At 35.8% G+C, this 24,000-nt stretch carries 21 protein-coding genes; 13 read left to right on the top strand and 8 right to left on the bottom strand.

All coding sequences use genetic code 11. The features are described 5' to 3' along the window. Nucleotides 1–80: 80 nt before the first annotated feature. Nucleotides 81–1,856: an ABC transporter ATP-binding protein gene (locus tag WH188_RS10365; RefSeq protein WP_132772705.1), complete on the top strand. Its 1,776-nt coding sequence runs from the start codon at nucleotides 81–83 to the stop codon at nucleotides 1,854–1,856. A gap of 142 nt (nucleotides 1,857–1,998) precedes the next feature. Here WH188_RS10365 and WH188_RS10360 read toward each other — a convergent pair whose 3' ends face one another. The 3 genes from WH188_RS10360 to WH188_RS10350 form a co-directional block, all read right to left on the bottom strand. Next, nucleotides 1,999–2,790, bottom strand: a complete 792-nt coding sequence (locus tag WH188_RS10360) for a M90 family metallopeptidase (protein WP_168127468.1) — start codon at nucleotides 2,788–2,790, stop codon at nucleotides 1,999–2,001. 6 nt (nucleotides 2,791–2,796) lie between these two features. Then, entirely contained in the window at nucleotides 2,797–3,603 is an 807-nt protein-coding gene (locus WH188_RS10355) for a hypothetical protein (protein WP_168127467.1), read from the bottom strand. A gap of 74 nt (nucleotides 3,604–3,677) precedes the next feature. Continuing rightward, nucleotides 3,678–4,148 carry a Dps family protein gene (locus WH188_RS10350; protein WP_132772702.1) on the bottom strand — a complete coding sequence of 157 codons (471 nt, stop codon included), beginning with the start codon at nucleotides 4,146–4,148 and terminating at the stop codon, nucleotides 3,678–3,680. Nucleotides 4,149–4,304: 156 nt separating this feature from the next. Between WH188_RS10350 and WH188_RS10345 the strand changes: the two genes are divergently transcribed. Together WH188_RS10345 and WH188_RS10340 are read left to right on the top strand one after the other, a co-directional pair. Further along, entirely contained in the window at nucleotides 4,305–5,999 is a 1,695-nt protein-coding gene (locus WH188_RS10345; protein WP_237682807.1) for an RluA family pseudouridine synthase, read from the top strand. A 313-nt stretch (nucleotides 6,000–6,312) separates the two neighbouring features. Then, entirely contained in the window at nucleotides 6,313–8,904 is a 2,592-nt protein-coding gene (locus WH188_RS10340) for a DUF5686 and carboxypeptidase-like regulatory domain-containing protein (protein ID WP_168127466.1), read from the top strand. Nucleotides 8,905–8,961: 57 nt separating this feature from the next. Here WH188_RS10340 and WH188_RS10335 read toward each other — a convergent pair whose 3' ends face one another. Beyond that, nucleotides 8,962–9,597: a hypothetical protein gene (locus WH188_RS10335; RefSeq protein WP_132844744.1), complete on the bottom strand. Its 636-nt coding sequence runs from the start codon at nucleotides 9,595–9,597 to the stop codon at nucleotides 8,962–8,964. Between the two features lie 86 nt (nucleotides 9,598–9,683). Further along, complete coding sequence (locus WH188_RS10330; protein ID WP_168127465.1) at nucleotides 9,684–12,602, bottom strand: FAD-binding and (Fe-S)-binding domain-containing protein; 2,919 nt, start codon at nucleotides 12,600–12,602, stop codon at nucleotides 9,684–9,686. 162 nt (nucleotides 12,603–12,764) lie between these two features. Between WH188_RS10330 and WH188_RS10325 the strand changes: the two genes are divergently transcribed. From WH188_RS10325 to WH188_RS10300, 6 genes are all read left to right on the top strand, one after another. Next, a complete protein-coding gene (locus WH188_RS10325) occupies nucleotides 12,765–13,283 on the top strand; it encodes an FUSC family protein (protein WP_132772694.1) in 519 nt (172 codons plus the stop codon). Nucleotides 13,284–13,490: 207 nt separating this feature from the next. Next, a complete protein-coding gene (locus WH188_RS10320; protein WP_021189230.1) occupies nucleotides 13,491–13,964 on the top strand; it encodes an Lrp/AsnC family transcriptional regulator in 474 nt (157 codons plus the stop codon). A 20-nt stretch (nucleotides 13,965–13,984) separates the two neighbouring features. Further along, nucleotides 13,985–15,052, top strand: a complete 1,068-nt coding sequence (locus WH188_RS10315; protein ID WP_168127464.1) for an EamA family transporter — start codon at nucleotides 13,985–13,987, stop codon at nucleotides 15,050–15,052. Nucleotides 15,053–15,143: 91 nt separating this feature from the next. Next, nucleotides 15,144–15,908: a 5'-nucleotidase C-terminal domain-containing protein gene (locus WH188_RS10310; protein WP_232789236.1), complete on the top strand. Its 765-nt coding sequence runs from the start codon at nucleotides 15,144–15,146 to the stop codon at nucleotides 15,906–15,908. Continuing rightward, nucleotides 15,883–16,842 carry a metallophosphoesterase gene (locus WH188_RS10305; protein WP_168127463.1) on the top strand — a complete coding sequence of 320 codons (960 nt, stop codon included), beginning with the start codon at nucleotides 15,883–15,885 and terminating at the stop codon, nucleotides 16,840–16,842. Before WH188_RS10310 ends, WH188_RS10305 begins: the two co-directional genes overlap by 26 nt. 64 nt (nucleotides 16,843–16,906) lie before the next feature. Continuing rightward, complete coding sequence (locus WH188_RS10300; RefSeq protein WP_132844751.1) at nucleotides 16,907–18,118, top strand: MFS transporter; 1,212 nt, start codon at nucleotides 16,907–16,909, stop codon at nucleotides 18,116–18,118. Nucleotides 18,119–18,240: 122 nt separating this feature from the next. Here the strand turns inward: WH188_RS10300 and WH188_RS10295 are convergent, their stop codons facing one another. Then, nucleotides 18,241–20,151 (bottom strand): class II glutamine amidotransferase, encoded by a 1,911-nt coding sequence (locus WH188_RS10295; protein WP_168127462.1) that lies wholly within the window; start codon nucleotides 20,149–20,151, stop codon nucleotides 18,241–18,243. 98 nt (nucleotides 20,152–20,249) lie between these two features. Continuing rightward, on the bottom strand, nucleotides 20,250–20,747 hold the full coding sequence (locus WH188_RS10290) for a peroxiredoxin family protein (RefSeq protein WP_168127461.1): 498 nt from the start codon (nucleotides 20,745–20,747) through the stop codon (nucleotides 20,250–20,252). Between the two features lie 146 nt (nucleotides 20,748–20,893). Here WH188_RS10290 and purN point away from each other — a divergent pair, with 146 nt between their 5' ends. Together purN and WH188_RS10280 are read left to right on the top strand one after the other, a co-directional pair. After that, nucleotides 20,894–21,466, top strand: coding sequence for a phosphoribosylglycinamide formyltransferase (gene purN, locus WH188_RS10285; RefSeq protein ID WP_132772684.1), 573 nt, complete (start codon nucleotides 20,894–20,896; stop codon nucleotides 21,464–21,466). A 50-nt stretch (nucleotides 21,467–21,516) separates the two neighbouring features. Then, nucleotides 21,517–21,696 carry a hypothetical protein gene (locus WH188_RS10280; RefSeq protein ID WP_132772682.1) on the top strand — a complete coding sequence of 60 codons (180 nt, stop codon included), beginning with the start codon at nucleotides 21,517–21,519 and terminating at the stop codon, nucleotides 21,694–21,696. Nucleotides 21,697–21,703: 7 nt separating this feature from the next. Here WH188_RS10280 and WH188_RS10275 read toward each other — a convergent pair whose 3' ends face one another. Then, a complete protein-coding gene (locus tag WH188_RS10275; protein ID WP_237682806.1) occupies nucleotides 21,704–22,939 on the bottom strand; it encodes an MFS transporter in 1,236 nt (411 codons plus the stop codon). Between the two features lie 90 nt (nucleotides 22,940–23,029). Between WH188_RS10275 and WH188_RS10270 the strand changes: the two genes are divergently transcribed. Both WH188_RS10270 and WH188_RS10265 read left to right on the top strand, forming a co-directional pair. After that, nucleotides 23,030–23,509, top strand: a complete 480-nt coding sequence (locus WH188_RS10270) for a DUF4442 domain-containing protein (protein ID WP_021189716.1) — start codon at nucleotides 23,030–23,032, stop codon at nucleotides 23,507–23,509. Nucleotides 23,510–23,570: 61 nt separating this feature from the next. Continuing rightward, nucleotides 23,571–23,999 (top strand): hypothetical protein, encoded by a 429-nt coding sequence (locus WH188_RS10265; protein WP_021189715.1) that lies wholly within the window; start codon nucleotides 23,571–23,573, stop codon nucleotides 23,997–23,999. Nucleotide 24,000: the final 1 nt, after the last annotated feature.

Genomic DNA, 24,000 nt, shown 5'->3' with positions numbered 1-24,000 from the left:
ACTTATGAACTGTTTGTGACAGTATAAGTTCGTAAAATAGAAAATTAAATGCCGAATAAGTTTTACATTTGTATTATCATATGAAAGAGTTAGCTTATTTAAATAAATATTTTTACAAATATCGCTGGAAGCTTGTTCCTGGGGTAATTTTTGTTATAATTTCCAATTATTTCGGTATCCTTCCTGCAAAAGTAATTCGAGAAGCTTTTGATCTGGTACAAGAGAATATCTATTTATATAAACTCTACCACGGATTTGAAAGACAAGAATTGATCTATAAAGTTTTTGGATCTAGTTTGCTATTTTTCGGTGGGGTAGTTTTATTACTGTCTCTGCTTCGTGGTATTTTCTTGTTTATGATGCGCCAGACAATCATTCTGACATCTCGCCATATTGAGTATGATTTAAAAAATGAAATCTACAGACATTATCAAAAACTAGATTTTGCTTTTTTTAGAAGAAATAACACGGGAGATCTTATGAGTAGGGCTACGGAAGATGTCAACCAGGTCAGAAATTATCTCGGCCCTGCTATTATGTATGCCATCAATACCGTTGTCTTATCGATCATGGTGATTTATGCTATGTATGATGTTAATGCCCGTCTAGCGACATATGCACTTATCCCTATCCCTATTCTTTCTGCTGTTATTTTGTTTGTAAATAAGATCATTAATAAAAGAAGTGAGAAAATTCAAAAGCAACTGGCACGTTTAGCGTCTTTTGTTCAAGAAAACTTTGCAGGTATCAGAGTCATTAAAACATACAACAGAGAAAAATATAAAATGGATTCTTTTGAAGAAGAGAGTACCATCTATCGGAATACGGCTTTATCACTTGTCAAAGTACAGGCAGTCTTCTTTCCGCTAATTCTATTATTAATTGGTTTAAGCACCATAATAACCATTTATGTGGGTGGTTTGGAAGTTGCAAAAGGTACTATCACTGCGGGAAATATTGCTGAGTTTATCATTTATGTCAACCAATTGACTTTCCCTGCTATGTCTTTAGCTTGGGTAACTTCACTGGTACAGCGCGCCTCAGCATCGCAAAAACGGATCAACGAATTTTTAAATACCGAGTCTCCTATTATTAACGGCGAAATTAAAAAAGTACTTACAGGAGATCTGAAGGTTGAAAACATTTCATTCACCTATCCTGAAACGGGGATTCAAGCGATCAAGGATTTATCGTTTCATATTCCTGCAGGGAAAACACTGGCGATCATTGGTAAAACGGGATCGGGTAAATCGACTTTAGCGAATTTACTGCTTCGTATGTTTGATATCGACAAGGGGGCCATCAAATATGACGACACTGCTATCACAAAGCTAGATTTTCAGGATCTAAGGCAACAAACAGGCTTTGTGCCTCAGGAGGTTTTTCTATTTTCAGATACGATCAGTAACAATATCGCATTTGGTCTAGACCACTTTACACAGGAGCAAGTCGAGCAGGCAGCGAAAGATGCCGCAGTCTATGAAAATATAATGGGATTTGATCAAGGTTTTGAAACTTCGGTTGGGGAACGTGGAATCACGCTTTCTGGAGGACAAAAGCAACGTGTCTCCATCGCGCGGGCTTTAATTAAAGAACCTAAGATCTTGATTTTTGATGACTGTCTGTCTGCCGTAGATACCAAAACGGAAGAACAGATATTGACTTCCCTAAGCCGTATTATGAAAGGAAAGACATGTGTGTTTATAGCGCATCGTGTATCGACAATCAAAAATGCCGATAAAATCATTGTGTTGGATCAGGGAAGAATTGCGGAAGAAGGTTCTCATGATGAACTTATGAACTTAAAAGGACAATATTTTGAACTACATGAAAAACAACTTTTAGAAGCGATATAGGTTTTAATAAAGATCGCTTAATAAGACAATAAAAAAGCTCTTCATCATATGGAAGAGCTTTTTTGTTTCAAGTCTATTCATTACTTAAGAGATAACCATACATATTGAATAGTAGTCCCTTAACAACAATCAGGTAACATGATTAAGCAGGACTCAGGTCTTGCTGAAATGCCATACTTAATGCTTTGTAAAGCTCAGGATGATGATTTTTAAGCCGTTCTGGGTTCTCAAAAAAGTATTCGGAAGCAACGGCAAAAAACTCCGCCCGATTTGTAATGCCATACGGATTGATATCAGATTTACCTTCTTGAATTTTTAAAATTTCTTTACGAATCATTTCTAACCAGGCTAGACTATACGTATGATCTATCAAAAACTGCGGCAATCCATCGACTTCACCATCCGTTTTATCCAACAGGTGGACAAACTCATGAATGGCCGTGTTTTGGCCGTCCTTTGTATTTGAGAAACCAGCTTCAAGAGCCTCTTTTGATAAAATCATCTGACCGTTCATGGACCCCTCGCCTACCATTCCTAAAATATTGCGCCCCTGACTGCCTTCGAACTGGTAATCTTGATTAAAAGTATTGGGATAAAGCAGTACAGTTGTTAAATTTGTATATTTCCAATTTTTAAAAGCGAAAACAGGTATTATAGCACTTGCCGCTACTAACATATAATCTTTTAAAGAAACCTCAACACCAATTCCTTCTACAGATACATGATCTAAAAAATGTAAGCAGCGCTTTTCAAATTCAATTTTATCCGCTTCGTTCAAATTTCGATAGTACTGTACTTCTTTCAAAAGAATATCTTTTCCCTCTTTACTCAGAACACGCCTGATGGCTTTGCTATTTTTCTCCGTTTTATTTAAAAGGTAATACACGAGATATATAACAGCGGGTACCAAAATAACAATAAACAATTTCTCCATATTTTCTTATTTTACATTTATCCAATCCGGGTTACGCTCTTTCAAATATTTGAGAAAGCCTTTGTAATGCGCGGCCCCAAACATAATTAGAATTTTCTTTTGTGAAGCATCCGCCACCAAAGCTGCTAAATTTTGTTCTCTTTTTTTCATTATAAATTCCCGGTCGAAAATATTTCTAAACTTTGCTTTTATAGGTTTACAAGTATAAGGCTCATTTAAAGGAGTTTTCCAGTCACATGAATCAAGAATAATATCACCATAGCTGTATTCAAATTCGTCCAAAAGTTCATTTTTGGGAATATCTGCAATAACTGCTGTATTATAATCAACTTTAAAAAACGAATATTGGGGCTGTTGGATGATTCTACTTCCGAGATTTTTATAAAGTGGAGCCATTAATACTTTTGTTGTATCGGAAGTTTTTTCATAGACTTTGGTACTACCTATTACGTGTCCTACTAATTTTCGAAACTTTCGATCATATACATCTCTTTGTTGGGCACTATCCACTTGGTAGGCAATACTTTCATAAAATACAACAAACCCTTGATTTTGTAATGAGTCAACCATTCGCTGAATATAATCGTAATAATTACGTTTACCTAAATGCCGCATGGGAATGTAAATCAGCTCACGTTCACCATTTTTTAAGTGATGTGTCCGCGATGCATTTTGTAAAACTCCAGTCGATTGTACCATAAGGGATTCGGCACATGAGAAAAACAGAAGCGAAAAGATAATTAAAACAAAATAATAGCGCATACTAATGGAAAAATAAATTTGCAGTAATGTAATGCCCTTTACAATTATCATGCAGTTTTTAGTACTTTCAATAAAAAAGCAGTACCGAGGGTACTGCTTTTTTATTGAAAGTATTGTTATAAAAGTTATGCTACATGAGCACGTAACATCCAAGCCATCTTTTCATGCTGCGCTAGTAAACCAACAAGAAAATCTTCAGTCGCCTGATCTCCAGCTTTTTCGACCGCATCCAAATTTCCTCTAATATTCATAATAACAGATTCATGATCTGACAGTAATTCTTTGAAAAACCCTTTACTATCTGTATGTTCGTACTTCGTCTCTGTAAGGTGGGTCAATTCTAGATATTTGGCGTATGAACCTACTGCATAATGTCCGATTTGACGGATGCGTTCTGCGACTTCATCAATAATTTCTGCCAATTCATTATACTGCGATTCCAAAAATAAATGCGCGGCATGAAAATCTGGACCTTCAACATTCCAATGTGCATTTCTTGTTTTTTGATACACAATACTTTCATCCGCTAACACATTATTCAAAATAGCGGCTACCTTTGCCAAGTCTGCTTCTTTAATACCAATTTTTGCTTTCATAATGAATTATTTTACAATTTATTTAAATTATTAAAATCACTGTTACTTGATATACAATATTAATAAAATGAGGCCGTAAAGCCCATTAATTAAGAAATAATATTGTCATAAAAATAACATCATTTTTGTACTTTTGTACGCATAATGAAAACAACAATGATGAAGGGGAATTGTTTGAACGGTGATCTATACTTTCACGAATTTAATGAGGAAATCAAGGAAATACTTTTACCTACACATTTTACTTTCCCCTTCTGTTATGAACCACATGAACTGGCAAAACAAGCCTGCGCATCTGTTCAAGAATATATTCTTACTCAAACGGAATGGGTTCATAATTTTGGTCTAAACGAAAAAATGGATGGACAGGCCATTGGTAAAATGTTCGGTGTATTAATTGTCCAAGATCAAGATGGTCATATCGGATTTTTAGCTGGTTTCTCCGGTAAACTGGCTGGCAAAAATGATCATCGCTATTTTGTACCTCCGGTTTTTGATATGTTAACGGAAAATTCTTTTTTTCTGTTAGAAGAGGAACACCTCAATAACCTTAATAAGCAAATTACAGCATTAGAGCAGAGTGAAAAAGGTACGCAACTGAAAGAAAAGCTCGATGATACTAAAGTGAGGCTGGATCAGCAATTGGCCAACTTTAAAGAAAATCTGAAAATTCAAAAGAAAGAACGTAAACAACTTCGAGACAAATCAAAATTAACCCTATCAGCTGCATCATATCAACTGCTTGAAGAAGATCTGATCAAACAGAGTTTAAGAGATAAATTTGAACTGAGTGTTTTCCAAAAACAATATCACCATGATATTTCCATCGCTGAAAAACCACTAAATGATCACCTCAATATAATAGCAGATTTAAAGGAAGAGCGTAAAAAACGTTCTGCACAGTTGCAAAATCAATTATTTGCACAATACAATTTTAAAAATGCGAAAGGGGAAACTAAAAATGTCATTGACATTTTTAAAGCATACAATTTGCAACCACCTGCTGGATCTGGTGAATGTGCCGCACCAAAACTATTGCAATATGCTTATTTAAATGATTACAAGCCAATTGCACTTGCCGAATTTTGGTGGGGACAATCGCCTTCGGCTGAAGTACGAAGACACCAAAGCTACTACCCTGCATGTCGTAATAAATGTGAACCTATTCTCGGCTTTATGCTTGAGGGATTACAGGTTGATAAAAATCCGATGCTCGAAAGCCCTGATGAAAGCATTGAACTCCCGATTATTTACGAAGATGAAACCCTGGTCATTATAGATAAGCCTGAAGAATTCCTATCCGTACCTGGCATACATGTTAAAGATTCGGTCTATACACGCATGCTTAAAAAATATCCCGATGCAGGGCCTTTAATTGTTCATCGGTTAGATATGTCTACATCCGGAATTCTTGTGATAGCCAAAACTAAAGAAGCTCACAAATTTATTCAGAGTCAATTTATCAACCATACCATCGTCAAGGAATATATTGCTTTACTTGATGGCATTATCGATACCGATTCTGGAATTATATCACTACCTCTACGGGTTGATCTTGACGATAGACCTCGACAGTTAGTCTGTTATGAACATGGAAAGAAAGCAGTTACTAAATGGGAAAAAATCGAAATTATAAACGGTAAAACCAAAGTGCGATACTTTCCATTGACAGGAAGAACACATCAACTTCGCCTTCATTCTGCTCATCCTAAAGGAATGAACTGTCCTATTGTTGGAGACGATCTTTATGGTCAAAAATCCGATCGATTACACTTGCATGCTGCTTATATTGAGTTTAACCACCCTACTACAAAAGAGCGCATTCATTTTGCGTCGGAACCAAATTTTTAAAAAATCAAAACAACTTCGCTGACCTTTTTGTTACAATAGTCAACGAGATTGGTTGTATTTAGGTCGAATTTCATCATAAAGAAGTAAAATTATAGTCAGTTTATTCTGACATTAAAACAAATGTACTGCTATTCAACAAGTTAATAGTCGATTAATAAAAATAGTGAAGTTAAAAAATTGTAAATGTTTTATTAATTCTTAATTTTTTATTTCTTTTGCATACAACTTATTAGAACTTTTAAGTTAAAAAGTCAGAAATTAAGATGGTGTTATAACACGTATCGGTAATTTGTGATATAATTAATGTAAAATTATGGAATACCAACGTAGTAGCAGTACAATTGCAAAAACACTATTTTTACTGGCATCAGTCATGTTAGTAAGTATTACTGCAGCATTAGGCCAATTAAAAACAGTACAGGGTATCGTTAAGGACAGCAAGACGAAACAACCGATTGGCTACGCGACAGTTGCTGTTGTTGGAGCACCTGCAGCCCCCGGCAATGCTACTTCGACTGAAGAGTCTGGACGGTTCACCTTAAAATTTCCAAAGAATTATGTGAAAATCCGTGTATCAAGTGTTGGGTATGATTATAAAGATGTATTTGTTACGAATGACGAGACGCAACAGATCGAGGTATTGATGGAATCTCAGGACAATACCCTTGACGAGGTTGTAGTCAGAGCAAAAAAGAGAAAGTATACAAACAAAGATAATCCTGCTGTCGCATTGATCCGTAAAGTAATCGAAAATAAAAGTAAAAATAGATTAACAGGGCAACAATTCGCGCAGTATGACCAATATGAAAAGATCTCTTTAGGACTGAGTAATTTGTCAGAGAAATTTGTAAACAAGAAAATATTCAAAAATTACCAATTTCTTTTTGAAGTAGATGATTCGGCTAAAACTGCAAATAAATATCTATTGCCTGCTTTTATGGAAGAGAAACTTTCAAAAGTATATTTTCGTAAGGACCCTAAAAAAACAAAACAATATATCATAGGAGAGCAACGTGCGCAATTTGATCCCAAATTTATTGATAATGATGGTTTAAGTGCATATTTCAATAAACTTTATGAGACAGTAGATATTTACGATAACAATATCACGCTGGTAACGAATCAATTTTTAAGTCCAATCGCCAACTCGGCTCCCACATTTTACAAGTTTTTTATCACAGATACGATAAAAACACAGCAACCGTGGTTAGTTGAACTTAGTTTTTTTCCACGCAATAAAGCGGACATGCTTTTCAAAGGCCAGTTATATATTACACTGGATGGTAACTATGCTGTACAAGGTGCTAATATGACTGTCGCTGATGATATCAATTTGAACTTTGTAAGGGACATGAATATTGAACTAAAATTTGATCAGGATGAGAGTAAAAGATTCTATTTAAGTCAAAGTACACTTGGTATTGATTTTTCTTTAACAGATAAAGGAACAGGTATTCGTGGTAATAGAACTGTCAACTATAAAAATTATAAAACTGGCGTTGTTCAACCGGATAGTATTTATAGTGGTCCTGAAACGGTAATTGCTTACAATATAGCAGATGGAAAGGGTACTCGAAAACTTTTTGATACGCAACGTCAAATTCCTTTAACGAAAAATGAGCTGAATATTTATCATAATATCGACACCCTGCAACAGATTCCTTCTTTTAAAACCTTTATGGATATTGCAGCTTTGGTATTATCGGGATATAAACAGGCTGGTCCTGTTGAAATTGGTCCGGTAAATACTTTTTATAGCTTTAACCCTGTCGAAGGATTTAGACTACGTGTTGGTGGTAGAACTACAGAATCATTCAGTAAAAGGTTTTATGCTGAATCGTATGCAGCATATGGATTTAAAGATGAAAAATGGAAATACTTTTTAAGCGGAACTTATGCTTTCAACAATAAGTCTGTTTATTCATTTCCACAACACTACATCCGGGCATCGTTCCAACGTGACACCAAGATTCCTGGTCAAGCTTTAGAATTTATACAAGAAGATAACTTTTTGCTATCCTTCAAAAGAGGTGATAATGAAAATTACATCTATAATGATGTTTATCGCGTTGATTATAGAAAAGAATTTGAAAATCGCTTAAGTATTGGATTGGGATTTAATGCAACAAAACAATCGCCAGCAGGATCTTTAAGGTATCAGATCATAGATGATAATGGTCAAACTAAAGTGTTCAACGAAATCAATTCAACGGAGTTATCAGTAAATATTCGCTACGCTCCGAATGAACAGTTTTATCAAGGAAAGCTTTATCGTACTCCTATATTTAATGAATACCCTATTTTTAACTTTAACTACACGGCTGGACTTAAAGATGTATTCAAAGGCGAATATAGTTATCACAACTTTAACGTAGGAGCATTCAAAAGATTTTACCTGAGCCAGTTCGGCTATGCAGATATTGATGTCGCAGGTACTTATATTGCTGGTAAAGGAATTCCATTTCCTTTCTTAACGATACACCGTGCGAATCAGACTTATGCATATCAGCTTAATTCTTACAATTTGATGAACTTCTTGGAATTTGTCAGTGACCACCATGCATCCGCTAACATCCAATACTACATGAATGGTTTCTTGTTAAACAAAATTCCTGGTATTAAAAAGCTAAAACTTCGTGAAGTATTTAGTTTTAAAGCTGTATACGGTGGGCTTCGAGATGAGAACAACCCAGATCATTCTGACAAAGTATTTGACTTTCAGAAAAATGCTGACAATATACAATCTTCGTACACCTTTGGATCGGATCCATACATGGAGGCTAGTGTTGGATTGTCCAATATTTTCAAAATACTTCGCGTAGATTATGTCCGGAGATTAAATTATCTTGATCACCCAGGTGCTCCTAAATCGGGCATAAGGGCTAGAATAAAATTTGATTTCTAACATAAAAAAGGCTTTCTAATAATAGAAAGCCTTTTTTTTATAATATGATTTTAAAGCTTATTTACCTTCCAGTGCGGAAATAAACGGAGCGCGGAATTTAGGATCTTTCTCTTTAAATTCTAAAGATTTTTTATACGTATCAATGTTGAAAAACATTTCAGCCGGTTCCCCTGACTTTTGCTCTAAAAATAATTTAAAGCTATAAGTTGCTGTTTTATCAAGATCAGCATTTACTTTATTTGAAGAGAAAACTGTCGGTATCAATGTTGCACTTGCGAAAGGGCCAGAAGCTGGTACTTCATATATTTTACCCAATGCTTTTATAAAAGCATCACTCTCTGCACCTAAAGAAGAAATTTTAATTTTACCTTTTGTAAAACCAACATCTTCATTAGCGACATCATCAATAATTCCGGCAGGGATAAGATTTACGACTTCTACTTTCAATCCAACAGTATCTCCTTTGAAGGTACTTTTAGCCGTATAGATGTAACTAGAATCCGTTTTTACATCATCAACAATACGTAAGAAAAGATGTTTATTATTAGTGACAGGTCCATCAATGGTCAATTCCTCAATAGGAATGTTACTTTTTTTTGATTTATCGCCACCTTGTTGGTTTTGGGTAGTGTTGCCACATGCTGTCGCAAAAGCTAACGCAGATAGAACAGCAATTTGATTTATTTTTCTCATCTTTTTCAGTAATTATGTTTATCAGTAAAATCGTTTACTAAAACTAACGATTTTTACTGATAAACAAATAAAATAGATTGATTGTTTTACTTAATTAAAGCATCATATAAGATTTCTACAGGGTGGTAAGAATGTCTTGCCGCTCCATCTTTAATCTGGTGCCGGCAAGATGTACCTGCCGCAGCAATCCATGTAGAAGAATCCGTATTTCGGACAGTAGGCAACAAAACCAATTCTGCTACTTTCATCGAGATGTCGTAGTGTTCTTTTTCATAACCAAATGATCCCGCCATACCACAACAGCCTGATGGAATCACCTCTACTTGGTAGTTTTGAGGAAATGACAAGACTTTCTCTGTTGTTTCTACTAAATGAAATGCTTTTTGATAGCAATGTCCATGCAACTTAATTGTTTTCTCACGCGTACTGAACTGCTCTTTTTGAATACGGCCAGCTTCAATCTCTTTCAGTAAAAACTCATCAAACATCAATGCATTTTTAGCTACTCTACTTGCATCTTCATAGAGATCCGAATCTACCAAAGAAAGATATTCATCTCTAAAGGTAATGATACCCGATGGTTCTATTCCTAATAAGGGGGTCTCCTCTGTTATTAGATCTTTCAAAAAAGTAATATTTTTATTAGCGATCTTCTTCGCTTCTTTAACCAGACCTTTTGAAAGATAAGTTCGGCCACTCTCAATATGTTTTGGAATAATCACTTCATAGCCTAAAGCAGTTAGTAATTTATATGCTGTAATACCTATTTCGGCATCGTTATATTCTGTAAATTCATCTGCGAATAAGTATACACGCCGCTTTGCATCTGTCTTGTATTTCTGCTTTCTCACCCATTGTGACAATGTAGTACCAGCTACCAACGGCAGTGATCTCTTAGGGGCAAAACCAATGGTTCTTTTTACAAGGCCCGCTAAAAAGTCATTTTTGACAACAAAGTTGTATAAGGGCGCTACCAGTGATCCTAATTTTTGAGATTCTGTGAAATTTGCAATCACTCGCGACCGGAAGGGCACACCATGCTCATCGTAATAATGTTGTAAAAACTCGGCTTTCATCTTAGCTACATCAACACTAGAAGGGCATTCAGTTTTGCAACCTTTACATGATAAACATAAGTCCATCACTTCTTTTAATTCTTCATGGTCAAACCGGTTCTCTTTTGTTGAATTTGTCAAAAATTGACGCAACATATTGGCACGAGCGCGTGTCGTATCCTTTTCATCGCGTGTAGCCATAAAAGAGGGGCACATCGTTCCACCGGTAATTTCTGTTTTTCGGCAGTCACCTGATCCGGAACACTTCTCGGCCAGACGTAGGATACTTTCCTCTTTCGAAAAATCGAAATAGGTCTTTATCTGTGTTGTATTTTTATTATTATCATAACGGAGATGGGTGTCCATTGGTGGTGTATTTACAATCTTATTGGCATTAAATACGCCTTTAGGATCAAATATTTCTTTAACCTGCTCAATGAGTTTAAAGACTTTTCCTCCTAAAACTTTCTCAATAAACTCACCTCTCAGACGACCATCACCATGCTCACCACTTAAAGATCCATTGTATTTTAAAACTAAATCTGTTGTCTTTTCTAAGATCGAGCGAAAAGTTTTTACCCCCGATTCTGTTTTTAAATTAACAAAAGGCTCAATATGGAGTTCTCCTGCTCCAGCATGCGCGTAATAAGATGCGTGAACTCCCTCTGCAATCAATAAATTTTGAATATCTGCTACATATGCAGGTAAATCTTCCGGAGAAACCGCACAATCCTCAATCAAATTAACCGGCTGACTATCTCCGGGTAAATTACGGATTAACCCTAAACCCGCCTTCCGTACATCCCAAACCAAATTGGTCTGCTCACCTGTTATATATGGATAAGCATAACCCAAATGCTTTTGAATCAACGCGGCCTTCAATGCCATCGCCTTTGCTTCCACTTCATCTGGCGTATTTCCTCTGAACTCCACTATAAGCAAAGCTTTGGGATCACCTTCTATAAAAAAACGATTATATTGATAAGTGGGGTGCCCGACAGTAAAATCCATGATATACTTATCGACAAGTTCCGAGGCTTCGGGATTATGTGACAAAGCAATCACATTACCTTCCATACACGCAATCATATCGTCAAAGTGGATACATAGGAGACCTAATTCTTTAGGCGGTAATGGTAATAATTGCAACTTGGCCTCTGTAACGATCGCTAGGGTTCCTTCAGAACCAGCTAATAGACGGCACATATTGAAAGGAGCAGTTTTATCTGATACCATATCCAGTGCATATCCTGTATTTCGTCTTGTTATCGACCGTTTGGGATATCCCGATGCTATTGCCTGCATATTTTCTTCCACTGTCAACATCGCATTCAATTCGCGGTAAATTGCACCTTCCCTATCTTTTTGTATTAATTTCTTGAAATAAGATGCTTCGTCCAACGCTTCAAATACGACCTCAGACTGATCATCTAATATGACATTCGCTGTTAATAAATTTTGACGGGTATCGCCCCATACAATGGAATGTAATCCGGAGGAATTATTACCGATCATTCCACCAATCATCGCACGACTTGCTGTTGAGGTTTCTGGACCAAACATGAAGCCAAATGGTTTGAGGTAATGATTGAGATCATCACGAATAACACCAGGTTGCACACGCACCCATTGTTCTTCGACATTTAATTCAAGTATCTTATTAAAATACTTCGAGATATCCATAACGATACCATTTCCAACAACCTGACCAGCTAAGGATGTACCTGCTGTCCTCGGAATAATCGTAATGCCGTTTGCAGATGCAAACTGTATTAAAATTTTGATATCTCCACTATTTCTGGGAATCGCTACAGCTAAAGGTAGTTCTTGGTACACGGATGCATCAGTGGAATAGGCAAGACGGATGGTATGGTGATAAGCAGAATCATCATAATACAAGTCCCCCGTTAAAGATTGCGATAATTGATCTAAAGAAATATTTTCCTTCACAGTATGGTATAATTTGTATCAACAAATCTAACTATTTTAAATAATGAAAAGAATTGATAATGCAAGAAAATGAAAAAACAATATTAAACATGCATAAAAACGCATGTATATGATTTTTTGATGCTGCAAATAAGATGTACTTTTGCAGTAAAATATTTTAAGATGCGTAAAACCCTCATGCGATATAGCCTTCACTCCGACTTCATCATCTATCTGATTCGTATTTTGATCGGTTTTTCTATTGGTTACTTTTTATATATCAGCTTTCCTGAATATTCAGCAATATGGGCTTTAATTTCTATTGTTTTAGTGATTTCTCCGGATGATAATGAAGCAACAAAAATTGCTTTTGATAGAACTAAGTCTAATTTTATTGGTTCGGCGACGGGTATACTGTTTTATTTTACCAATCTTCCTCAGATGTGGTCTATGCTTTTGGGTGTCATCACATCCGTCGCTATATGCAGGTTATTCAATATCCTAAGTGTGGCCCGTACAGCAATGGTAGCCATGATCATTGTCGTGGTTCATGAACATCAATTAAAGTCATATGTTGCCGCACTCGATCGTTTTGCCTGTGTCACTATTGGTTGTCTCATAGGATTGATTGTCACTCTTAGCACCAGTTATATCATTAAAATATTACGTGAAAAATACTCGATGGAAACCTTTAGCGAATAATATTCGATGAGACACCTAAAATACCAAAGATAATTCAAAAGAACACAAATGCCCTAATAATCAGATTATTAAATAAAAAAAACTAGTACTCAGGCTAGTGAAAAGACTATTTTTTCTAAAAAAAATAACCTCGCAAATAGAATTATATTCTGAATTTAACTAAATAATTTGAATATTATTCGAAATATCACTACCTTTGCATTCGATATGACAAAAGTAGAATATAATTTAGATCATGTAGATTTCAAAATCTTGCGTTTAATGCAGGATAATGCTCGAATCAATAATGCTGATATAGCAAGAGAGCTTAGTATGGCTCCTTCTGCGATTTTAGAACGTGTTAAAAAATTAGAGCAAAAAAATGTAATCCTACAATACAACGCCAAGATAAATCCAGCGGCAATTGATCAGAAATTACTATCGTTTATATTTATCAAAGCGAACGATATAATTGGAGAACAGAAAGTCGGTATTCTTCTAGCAGAGATACCCGAAGTGCAGGAAGTGCATGATATTGCTGGAGATGATGGTTACCTAATCAAAGTTCGGACGGCTGATTCTACTGCGTTAGTCGATTTGATGCGTAACACTTTGGGGAAAATTGAAGGAATAATTTCAACAAGAACCACAATTGTTTTGCAAACAGTGAAAGAAGAACAACAATTAGTTATACCGGAATAATTTAGGAAAGGAATAGAGAGATGTTAAATAATAAAGTACAACAAGCAAGCCCTTTAATGATCGTACTCGCGTATGCTGTCGTATACATTGTATGGGGGTCGACTTTTTTCTTTATTGAAAAAGCGCTTCACAGTTTCCCGCCATTCATTTTAGGATCTTTTAGGTTTATTACTGCAAGTATTTTGCTGATGGGGTACTGTGTATTGAAGGGTTATAAAATATTCAACAAGAGAGCAATCCGCGATTCTATTGTTGTCGGATTTTTACTCTTATTTATTGATATGGGTGGTCTTATCTGGGCAGAGCAATATGTTTCAGGTGGTGTTGCAGCGATTATTGCGGCAGCAGCGGCGATTTGGTTTGTTATTCTTGATAAACCAAAATGGAAAGAAAATTTCAGCAGCAAATCTACCATCGCTGGTTTGATTTTAGGCTTTGCTGGTGTTGTTTTACTCTTTGTAGAGCAAATCATCGCAAGCAAATCTTCTGCAAATAAAGAAATAACCGTTATTGCTTTAGTGATTATGGTGCTTGGATCTATCGCCTGGACTGCAGGTTCATTATATTCCAAATACCAGAAGAAAAGCCAGCAAGAAGAGACGGAAGATTTACATGTCTCCGTAAAGACTGCATGGCAGATGATTACAGCAGGTGTATTATTTACAATTGTTGCCAGCTTAAATGGTGAATTTGCTCATTTTAGTTTTCAACAGGTAACGCCTATCGACTGGTTTAATATATCGTACTTAATTGTTTTTGGATCTATTTTAGCATTCAGTTCTTACATCTGGTTGCTATCAGTAAGACCTGCTACGGAAGTAAGTACATATGCCTATGTTAATCCTATTGTAGCATTGGTATTAAGTTACTTTTTCAGTAGCCATGCCGTGACATACATACAAGTAATAGGCCTAGTTATTATATTGGTTTCCGTATTGCTGATGAACTGGAAATTATATAAGAATAATAAAATGGTTGCAAAAATCACAAAAACTACCATTGCAGATCGTCGGAAATCAATACGATTGAGAAATCAAAGAGATGCAGTGGTCAGAAAAGACATTAAAAAACCAGAGATTGCCAATTAGAAAAAGCGCCTTCTTTTGCATATTGATAATAAAAGCTTAACAAAAATGTTAGGCTTTTATTATCTACATTTGTACCGAAAACACTTATTACATGATGAAACTTACTATACATCAACTTCAATATGTAACCTTCGGGTTTTTAGCTATTTTACTTAGCACATCTTGCAGCAAAAAATTAAGTCCTGTCCAAAAGGACTTTAAGCAATACGAGATCAATAAAAGCACCGTTGAGGATACCGCGATCGTAGCTATTTATAGTCCCTATAAAAAGCAAATGCAGGCAGAGATGAACCGGGTAATCGGCTTCTCGGAAGTTGCATTGACTAAAGAAAAGACTCCTGAAACTTTAATGGGAAATTTCTTTACACAAGCGCTATTGGTTGCCAGTGAAAAAATCAACAACAAGGCTGATATCGCTTTTGCAACAAAGGGCGGTATTCGCAATGAAATAAAAGCGGGAGATATTACTGTAGAGAGTGTTTTTGAGGTTATGCCATTTGAAAATCAGCTTACAGTGATGGAGCTGAGCGGTGAACAAATTGAACAACTCGCCAACTTTATAGCGGCAACAGGGGGGCAACCTGTTTCAGGAATTACCTTATCTATCCAAGACAAAAAGCCAATAAATATTCAGGTACAGGGAAAAGATATAGACAAAAATAAAACCTATAAAGTAGTCACCTATGATTACCTAGCGAATGGAGGAGATAATTTAGATTTATTTACACATGCGCTTAAAAGAACTGATTATCCTCAAAAAGTAAGGGAAAGCTTGATGGACTATATTTCCAGCTTTACAAAAAATGGTCAAAAAATTAATATGCAATTAGATGGAAGAGTTAAAATCATTAAATAGAAGAGGCTTTATAAAGACTGCCGCAGGCCTTTCTGCAGCAGTAACCTTTGGTACGTTACCATTCTCATCATTTGCAGGTTCAAAAAAAATAAAATTAACCATTCTACATACCAATGATGTTCACAGCAGAATTGAACCCTTTCCTATGGATGGCGGTAGATATCAAGGATTGGCAGGAGTTGCGCGCAGAAGTACACTTATCAAAAAAGTAAGGGCTGAGGAAGATCATGTTCTTTTGTTGGACGCAGGCGATATGTTCCAAGGTACTCCCTATTTTAATCTGTTTGGAGGGAAATTAGAGCTTGACTTAATGACCAAATTGGGATATGATGCGGGTACATTTGGTAATCACGAATTTGACAATGGGTTAAATGGGCTTATCAAATATCTGGATCACGCCAAATTTCCTTTTTTAACGGCAAACTATGACTTCACAGGAACAGTGCTGGAAGGAAAAACACAAGATTATACCATCTTCAAAAAAGGTGGAGTGAAGATTGGTGTTTTTGGTTTAGGGGTAGATATTGAAGGGCTGGTTGATCCGAATAATTTCAAAGGCATGAAATACCTGGATCCAATTCTTGTTGCGAACCGTGTGGTCAAAGAATTAAAGGAAAAGCATAAATGTGACCTTGTCATTTGTCTATCTCATTTAGGGTATCAATACGAAAGTGAGAAGGTATCCGACCTCGTATTAGCTTCCAAGACTAGTGATATCGATTTAATCATTGGTGGACATACGCATACCTTTTTGAAAGAACCTACTTTTGTAACGAACTTAAAGGGAACAAAGACAGCCGTTAACCAAGTGGGTTTTGCAGGAATAAACTTAGGAAGAGTTGATATTATTTTTGAACCTTCGACAGGTAAAAAGAATATGTTAGCCTCAACTTATGAAATTAACAATTCTATCGAAGCATCCCAATTAGTTTAAAAATAACATTTTTATCTAGCCAAAGGGATATGATTTATTCCTTTGGCTTTTTTTACATATTCACTTGAAAAAACTTTTATCCATCTATATCGGATCCTTCAAAGGGTTATCGCGCTCCGCATGGTTGCTCGCAATTGTAATGCTTATCAACAGAATGGGAAGCATGGTAATCCCATTTTTAGGAATTTACATGACCCAGGCTCTTAATTTCAACATTAAGCAGGTTGGTCTTGTTCTGATGTGTTTCGGCTTTGGATCTGTTTGCGGTTCATATGTAGGGGGTTGGCTGACAGATCGATTTGGGAGTTTTAAAGTCCAGCTACTCAGTTTGACATTAGCAGCTCCCCTATTTCTGATCACTCCTTACTTCAGGACTGTCGAGTCTTTAGGTATAATGATCTTTATTTTGAGTGCTGTCTTTGACGCATTCAGACCTGCCAACTCGGTTTCGGTCGCAAGCTATGCAAAACCTGAAAATATAACACGTGCTTTTTCATTGAATCGATTAGCGGTTAACCTGGGGTTTTCAATTGGACCTGCGGTTGGTGGCTTTTTAGCAGGGATATCCTTTAACTGGATATTCTACGGAAATGCAATGGCGGCAGCAGTGGCAGCGGTTGTCTTTTTTCTATTTTTCTATAAGAAGGAAAAAAACAATTTAAAAACTTTAAAAACAGCACCTGTTACCACGACATCGCAGCATAAAAAAGAACGAAATCCATATAAAGATAGTCCATTTATCATCTTTAATATCCTTTGCTGTATATTCTCATTATGTTTTTTCCAACTCATATCGACACTTCCTATTTTCTATCGTGAAGTGCATCACTTAAATGAACATGAGATCGGATTTTTAATGGGCTGGAGCGGTTTAATTATCGTTCTTTTAGAGATGTTTATTGTACATATTGCAGAAAACAAATTGACCATCACAAAAACATTGGTAATCGGAACACTTTTCTGTTCTATATCTTATGCCATGTTCAATATACATGCAGGAGTATTCATGCTCTATGTTACTTTTTTCGTGTTTGGCATCGGCGAAATGTTAACACTGCCTTTTATGGCAACTGTAACCATAAACAGGTCAACAGCCAAAACACAGGGAGCTTATATGGGCTTCAATTCATTAGCCTTCTCTGCTGCGAATATTTTTTCACCGCTTTTAGGGACAAATATAGTTGGATCCTTTGGATTCACAGCACTTTGGTGGGCTACCTCTGCCGTTCTCGCGTGTACAGCAGTAGGATTTTACTTTGTTTTGAAACGTTTGTAGCAGTTCTAACGAATAGGTATACAATCGATTATTTTAGATTAAAATTGACTTAAAATACATATTATAGAAAAGGCCCGATATATAAATATCGGGCCTTTTCTATAATATGTATTTCGCTCTTATTAACTGCTGAAGTAAGCTCTTACGTTCTTACCTTCTACCCAGTTCATAAATGCTTTATTAACAACTTTATTTCCTCCAGGAGTCGGATAATTACCAGAGAAGTACCAGTCACCTTTATGATCAGGACAAGCAATATGTAAATTATCTAAAGTCTGGAAAATCACTGTTACTTCAGCTTTCAAATGATGTGGCGTAATGATTCTCGCAATTTCATTTGAAATTTCATCATCTGTAAAGGGTTCGTAGATAGCTTTGACATAATTTTCTATGTCGTCAATATCTGCTGTTATCGAAACCAAACATTTTTGATATACTTCATCAATAATATGTGCTAAACCACGTTGTCTTAATAACGATATAGCCGCTTCAAAAGCAACAAACTCACCCATTCTAGACATATCGATACCGTAACAATCTGGGTAACGAATTTGCGGTGCTGATGAAACAATTACAATCTTCTTCGGATTCAGACGATCTAAAATTGTTAAGATACTTTGTTTTAAGGTTGTTCCTCTTACAATTGAATCATCAATCGCAACGATTGTGTCTTCATGATCTTTAACAATTCCGTAAGTTGTATCGTATACATGCTGTACCATATCAGTACGATCAGCATCTTGCGTAATAAATGTACGTAACTTAGCATCTTTCACATTCAATTTCTCAAAACGAGGATGAATGCTTAAAATATCTTCTAACTCACCGTCATCAATCTTATCCGCTCTATTTAATAAGGCATCCTTTTGAAAATCTCTAACGTAGGTATTGATACCATCCATCAGACCGTAGTAAGATACTTCAGCCGTATTTGGAATAAAAGAAAATACCGTGTTCTTAATATTATTATCAATTGCATTTAATACTTGCGGACATAAAAGGCGACCTAATTTTTTGCGCTCTTTATAAATATCAGCATCTGAACCTCTTGAAAAATAGATACGCTCGAAAGAACATGATTTTTGCTCAACAGGCTCTCTAAACATTTCTTCGGTAACTGTCCCATCTTTTTTTGCAATCAACGCATGTCCAGGTTTAATTTCCTGCACTTTATCAATAGGAATATTAAATGCAGTCTGAATAACTGGTCTTTCCGAAGCAACAACAAGCACTTCATCGTCTTTATAATAGAAAGCAGGACGGATACCGGCAGGGTCGCGCATAACAAATGCATCTCCATGACCAAATATACCTGCAATCGTATAACCACCATCCCAAGTTTTTGCTGAACGCGTTAAGATCTTAGGAACATCCAAGTTTTTTGCAATCAGAGAACTGATTTCAATATTAGAATAACCTTCTTTCTTAAACTTGTCAAATAAATCCTGGTTTTCGTCATCTAAGAAATGTCCAATTTTTTCCAATACAGTAACTGTATCTGCCTTTTCTTTTGGGTGTTGACCTAGCTCGTACAACTGTTGCAATAATTCGTCAACATTTGTCATGTTAAAATTACCGGCAACAACCAAATTGCGAGACATCCAGTTGTTCTGTCTTAAGAAAGGGTGACAACTTTCAATGCTATTTTTACCATGAGTACCGTAACGCAAATGACCTAACAATACCTCTCCGGTAAAACTAACATTATCTTTTAACCATTGTGTATCTTTAGATTCCTCCGGATATGCCTTGTGTACAGATGCAAACTTCTTTTGTACATATTCAAAGATATCAGCCACAGCACTGGATCCCATCGCTCTGTAACGAGAAATGTACCGATTTCCTGGCTTTACGTCGAATTTTATGGTCGCAATACCCGCACCATCTTGGCCACGGTTGTGTTGCTTTTCCATCAATAAGTACAATTTGTTTATGCCGTAGTAAGGCGTACCGTATTTTTCCTGGTAATAAGAAAGGGGCTTTAACAGTCGAATAAGTGCAATACCGCACTCGTGTTTAATTGAGTCGCTCATATCTTGATTTGATGTCGCAAAAATAGCAAATATTTATAATTAGTTGTATCAAAAAAAGACTCTTGTATTTAAAAATTACAACTAGAAGACAAGCAAAACTATTTGATTAGCTGTTGCAAAGCTACTTGCAATACCTTAACATCATCAACACCATCTAAATGTTTTAATAATTTGTGTGTTTTTGCATCGTAGATATACAGTGAAGGTGTTTGTGTAGGTTTAAATAAGCTGATAAACTGTCCATTTTTATCTAAAATAAAAGACACGTTAGGATGAGGTCTCAATTTCTTTGCAAACATATTTATAAATCCTTCCACATATTCGACATCATTCATGGCAACAAAGTAGAATTTAATATTTTTAAACGCCTGTAGCTGATCCGCTATCCCCGCCCCCATTTTCTGACAATGACTACAGCCCGTGTCATAGTAATTAAAAATGATAAGTCCCTCCTTTGGTAAATCGGACGTTTTAAAAGATTTACCGGTAAATACCTCCTGAAGAGAAAAATATGGGATCTGTGCAGGCGCCTGAGCACTGACCCGCTTTGTTGGTATAAGTAAAAAAGTAATTAGTATTAATGTAAATGTTTTCATAAGCTTAAAAATAAAACAGTATTGCCAAAGGTTAAATATACGAGTCAAATTGTACACATAACACCAAGCTGTTAGTTTATTTACAAAAAATAACGTAAGTTTGGTTGATTAACTTTTTTTAGAACGTCACTTAACACAATTAAACTGTGAAAAAACGTATTGCCATATTTGCTTCAGGTTCTGGTTCCAATGCCCAAAAAATAATGGAGTATTTTAAATATTCTGAAGATGCCGAAATCGCTATCGTATTGAGCAATAATGCTGATGCATATGTTATCCAAAGAGCTGATAATTTTGAAATACCTGTCCACGTATTTGACCGAAATGAATTTTTCAGATCGGACGAAATTGTTAAAATGTTAAAAAACTTAAACATTGACTTAATTGTACTTGCAGGATTCCTTTGGTTAGTTCCTAATAATCTTTTACAAGCTTTTCCCAATAAGATTATTAATATCCATCCAGCGCTGTTACCTAAATATGGTGGCAAAGGTATGTATGGTGATCATGTTCATAAAGCCGTATTGGCAAATAAAGAAACAGAGCATGGCATAACAATTCATTTTGCAAATGAGCATTTTGATGAAGGAGAAGTAATTTATCAAGGCCGCTTTAAAGTAGAGCCTCATGACACTTTAGAGGTAATTAAGTTTAAAGGACAACAATTAGAACATCAGCAATACCCTAAAGTAATTGACAACTTACTAAAAAAGATGTAATTTAACGTTTTTTATTTAGACTGCTTATAAATAATATATATCTTTGCATTATGAATACTTCAGAATTGCAAGGAACAGAATTTCAAGATACATTCTCAAAGGAGAAAATAGATTTTTGTGCTGATACAAAAGCATCAAGTCCGTTTTCTCCTTTTTCATGTGCTTGTTTCAAAAAATGTTGTAAGAAATATAAAAAAGGGAATCGTTGCGGCAAATGTCCAAAGCGCTAATTTTTGCCTATTCTTCTTCCAGATAATTCAGATCTTTATCAAAGCTCTCTTCGAGCTGTGTTAATGCATATATAGCAATTCCTGATAATAAAAATATCATCATAAATGCGGCTGTAATAATACCCAAGTGATTGACAAGAACACCGTACAATATTGTTGAAGGGATCAGTGCTCCACGAACAAAGTTAGGTGCAGTAGTGGCCACTGTAGCTCGCAAATTCGTCCCGAACTGTTCTGCAGATATGGTGACAAAAGTTGCCCAATAACCTATACCAAGTCCCATAAAAAAGGAAAGCCATATAAATTTAGTCTCAGACAAACCATCACTTAATAAGTACAATGAAGAACTTACGAGGATAATTATTTGACACAGTAAAACGACTTTCTTTCGTGATTTCAAAACCTGAGCTAATAAACCTGCCAGTAAATCCCCTAAAGAAATCCCCAGATAGGTGAACAAAACTCCTTTTCCAGCACTAAGAACAACTGGCGCATGTAGCGCTTTACCAATCTCTGGAGCCTGAGTAACAAGTACGCCTACCACAAACCAAATCGGTAATCCGATGCACAAGCAGTATAAATATCTTTTAAAACGACGTTTATCAGTGAAAAGCATACTAAACTTACCCTTCACTACTGTTTTCTCTTCTGCTGTTTTAAACAAGCCAGACTCGAGTGCCCCTACCCGCATTAACAGTAACAACAATCCCATACCACCGCCAACAAAGTAAGCAGTTCTCCAATCATATTGTTCAGATATAAAATATCCTAAAACGGCGCCTAAGACACCAACTGTAGCAACCAGCATGGTACCATACCCTCGTTTAGATTTATGCATGCTTTCGCTAACTAAGGTAATACCGGCTCCCAATTCACCCGCTAAACCAATACCGGCAATGAAACGAATGATACCGTACGTCATCACATCATGTACAAAACCATTCGATATGTTCGCCAATGAATACAGCAAAATCGAACCAAACAAGACTTTCAATCGCCCAAACTTATCACCAATGATCCCCCAGATCACACCTCCAATCAGTAATCCACCCATCTGCATATTTAATACAAACTCCCCCTCGGAACGCATATCCGCAGGAGAAACACCGATTTCTTCAAAAGATTTTACACGAACAATCGAAAAGATAATGAGGTCATATATATCAACAAAATACCCCAATGAGGCAACAAGAATAATAATCCAAACATTCTTGTTTGAGGACATTTCGGGTTGGTTAGCCATATTTTATTTTTTTATAAAAATATCATTGTGGAACCATTTTTACAAATCAATTAGCAAACGAATTTTAATTTATTGTATTACATTTGCACCATGTTGTATAGTCCCAAATCCCTAAAGTGGTTATTAAGAATTTACCCGCCATTTTTATTCCAACGCATATGGGTCAAAAAAATTCATACAGACTTTCAAGGTGTGGATGTAAAAATTATCAAAAGTATTTTCAATAAAAACTCAAACAGTACCATATTTGGTGGAACAATTTTTTCAGCAGTTGATCCTTTTTATGCGATTCTTATTGATCAGCGCTTACAATCGCATGGATTTAAAAAAACTGTAGCTTGGCTCAAATCAGCATCCATTGAATATAAAAAGCCTGGCTTGACCAATCTTAGATTTTCGATCAAAATAACTGACGAGGATTTTAATGAATGCATGGATACACTTAAAAACAGAGGTCGGATCATTAAGACATTTTCTGTAGAAATTGTGAACGATCAAAATGAAATTTGTGCCATTGCGAAAAATGAAATCTATATTCGTGACCTGAATTTTACATACACCAGAGTATAATAAGCTATTATCTTCTTTATCTATTTGGTATCTTTGTCGGTAACAGACAAAATATTTCAATATGAAAAAATTAGCTTTTTTAGTTGCGTCAGCTTTTGCAATAACTTCATGTGCCAATAGCTCAAATACAAATAATCAAAATGATTTAGCGAAAACACAAGAAGAAACCATGAAAATTCATGATGAGATCATGCCGCAAGTAAGTATTTTTGATAAAGATGCAGTTACTATCGATTCAATCCTCACAAATCTTAGTGCTATAAAAACAGCTAAACCTGATCTAGATACAACAAATACTCGACAAGAATTGTCTCAGTTAAAAAGCAATCTCGAAGATGCAACAGATCATATGATGGATTGGATGAAAGACTATAGTGCCGATTCAACGACAGTAGATTATGCTAATCGCGAATTGACTAAAGTAAAAGACATGAAAGCAGTCTTTGATCGTGTATCAAAAGAGAAACAAGAAATCTTAAAAAAGTATTAAT

The sequence above is a fragment of the Sphingobacterium sp. MYb388 genome (assembly GCF_037479535.1).
GTDB classification, from domain to species: domain Bacteria; phylum Bacteroidota; class Bacteroidia; order Sphingobacteriales; family Sphingobacteriaceae; genus Sphingobacterium; species Sphingobacterium anhuiense.
The sequence above is the reverse complement of the archived record's forward strand: the minus strand, read 5'-3'. Positions and strand labels throughout refer to the sequence as shown.

What these genes read in the sequence shown, in the direction of transcription:
- WH188_RS10355 (WP_168127467.1), bottom strand. Translation starts at nt 3,603, where the DNA reads ATGATAATTGTAAAGGGCATTACATTACTGCAAATTTATTTTTCCATT.
- WH188_RS10350 (WP_132772702.1), bottom strand. Translation starts at nt 4,148, where the DNA reads ATGAAAGCAAAAATTGGTATTAAAGAAGCAGACTTGGCAAAGGTAGCC.
- WH188_RS10310 (WP_232789236.1), top strand. Translation starts at nt 15,144, where the DNA reads ATGATGAAACTTACTATACATCAACTTCAATATGTAACCTTCGGGTTT.
- WH188_RS10290 (WP_168127461.1), bottom strand. Translation starts at nt 20,747, where the DNA reads ATGAAAACATTTACATTAATACTAATTACTTTTTTACTTATACCAACA.
- WH188_RS10270 (WP_021189716.1), top strand. Translation starts at nt 23,030, where the DNA reads ATGTTGTATAGTCCCAAATCCCTAAAGTGGTTATTAAGAATTTACCCG.
- WH188_RS10340 (WP_168127466.1), top strand. Translation starts at nt 6,313, where the DNA reads ATGGAATACCAACGTAGTAGCAGTACAATTGCAAAAACACTATTTTTA.
- WH188_RS10320 (WP_021189230.1), top strand. Translation starts at nt 13,491, where the DNA reads ATGACAAAAGTAGAATATAATTTAGATCATGTAGATTTCAAAATCTTG.
- WH188_RS10335 (WP_132844744.1), bottom strand. Translation starts at nt 9,597, where the DNA reads ATGAGAAAAATAAATCAAATTGCTGTTCTATCTGCGTTAGCTTTTGCG.
- WH188_RS10295 (WP_168127462.1), bottom strand. Translation starts at nt 20,151, where the DNA reads ATGAGCGACTCAATTAAACACGAGTGCGGTATTGCACTTATTCGACTG.
- WH188_RS10275 (WP_237682806.1), bottom strand. Translation starts at nt 22,939, where the DNA reads ATGGCTAACCAACCCGAAATGTCCTCAAACAAGAATGTTTGGATTATT.
- WH188_RS10365 (WP_132772705.1), top strand. Translation starts at nt 81, where the DNA reads ATGAAAGAGTTAGCTTATTTAAATAAATATTTTTACAAATATCGCTGG.
- WH188_RS10305 (WP_168127463.1), top strand. Translation starts at nt 15,883, where the DNA reads ATGGAAGAGTTAAAATCATTAAATAGAAGAGGCTTTATAAAGACTGCC.
- WH188_RS10315 (WP_168127464.1), top strand. Translation starts at nt 13,985, where the DNA reads ATGTTAAATAATAAAGTACAACAAGCAAGCCCTTTAATGATCGTACTC.
- WH188_RS10280 (WP_132772682.1), top strand. Translation starts at nt 21,517, where the DNA reads ATGAATACTTCAGAATTGCAAGGAACAGAATTTCAAGATACATTCTCA.
- WH188_RS10265 (WP_021189715.1), top strand. Translation starts at nt 23,571, where the DNA reads ATGAAAAAATTAGCTTTTTTAGTTGCGTCAGCTTTTGCAATAACTTCA.
- WH188_RS10360 (WP_168127468.1), bottom strand. Translation starts at nt 2,790, where the DNA reads ATGGAGAAATTGTTTATTGTTATTTTGGTACCCGCTGTTATATATCTC.
- WH188_RS10345 (WP_237682807.1), top strand. Translation starts at nt 4,305, where the DNA reads ATGATGAAGGGGAATTGTTTGAACGGTGATCTATACTTTCACGAATTT.
- WH188_RS10325 (WP_132772694.1), top strand. Translation starts at nt 12,765, where the DNA reads ATGCGTAAAACCCTCATGCGATATAGCCTTCACTCCGACTTCATCATC.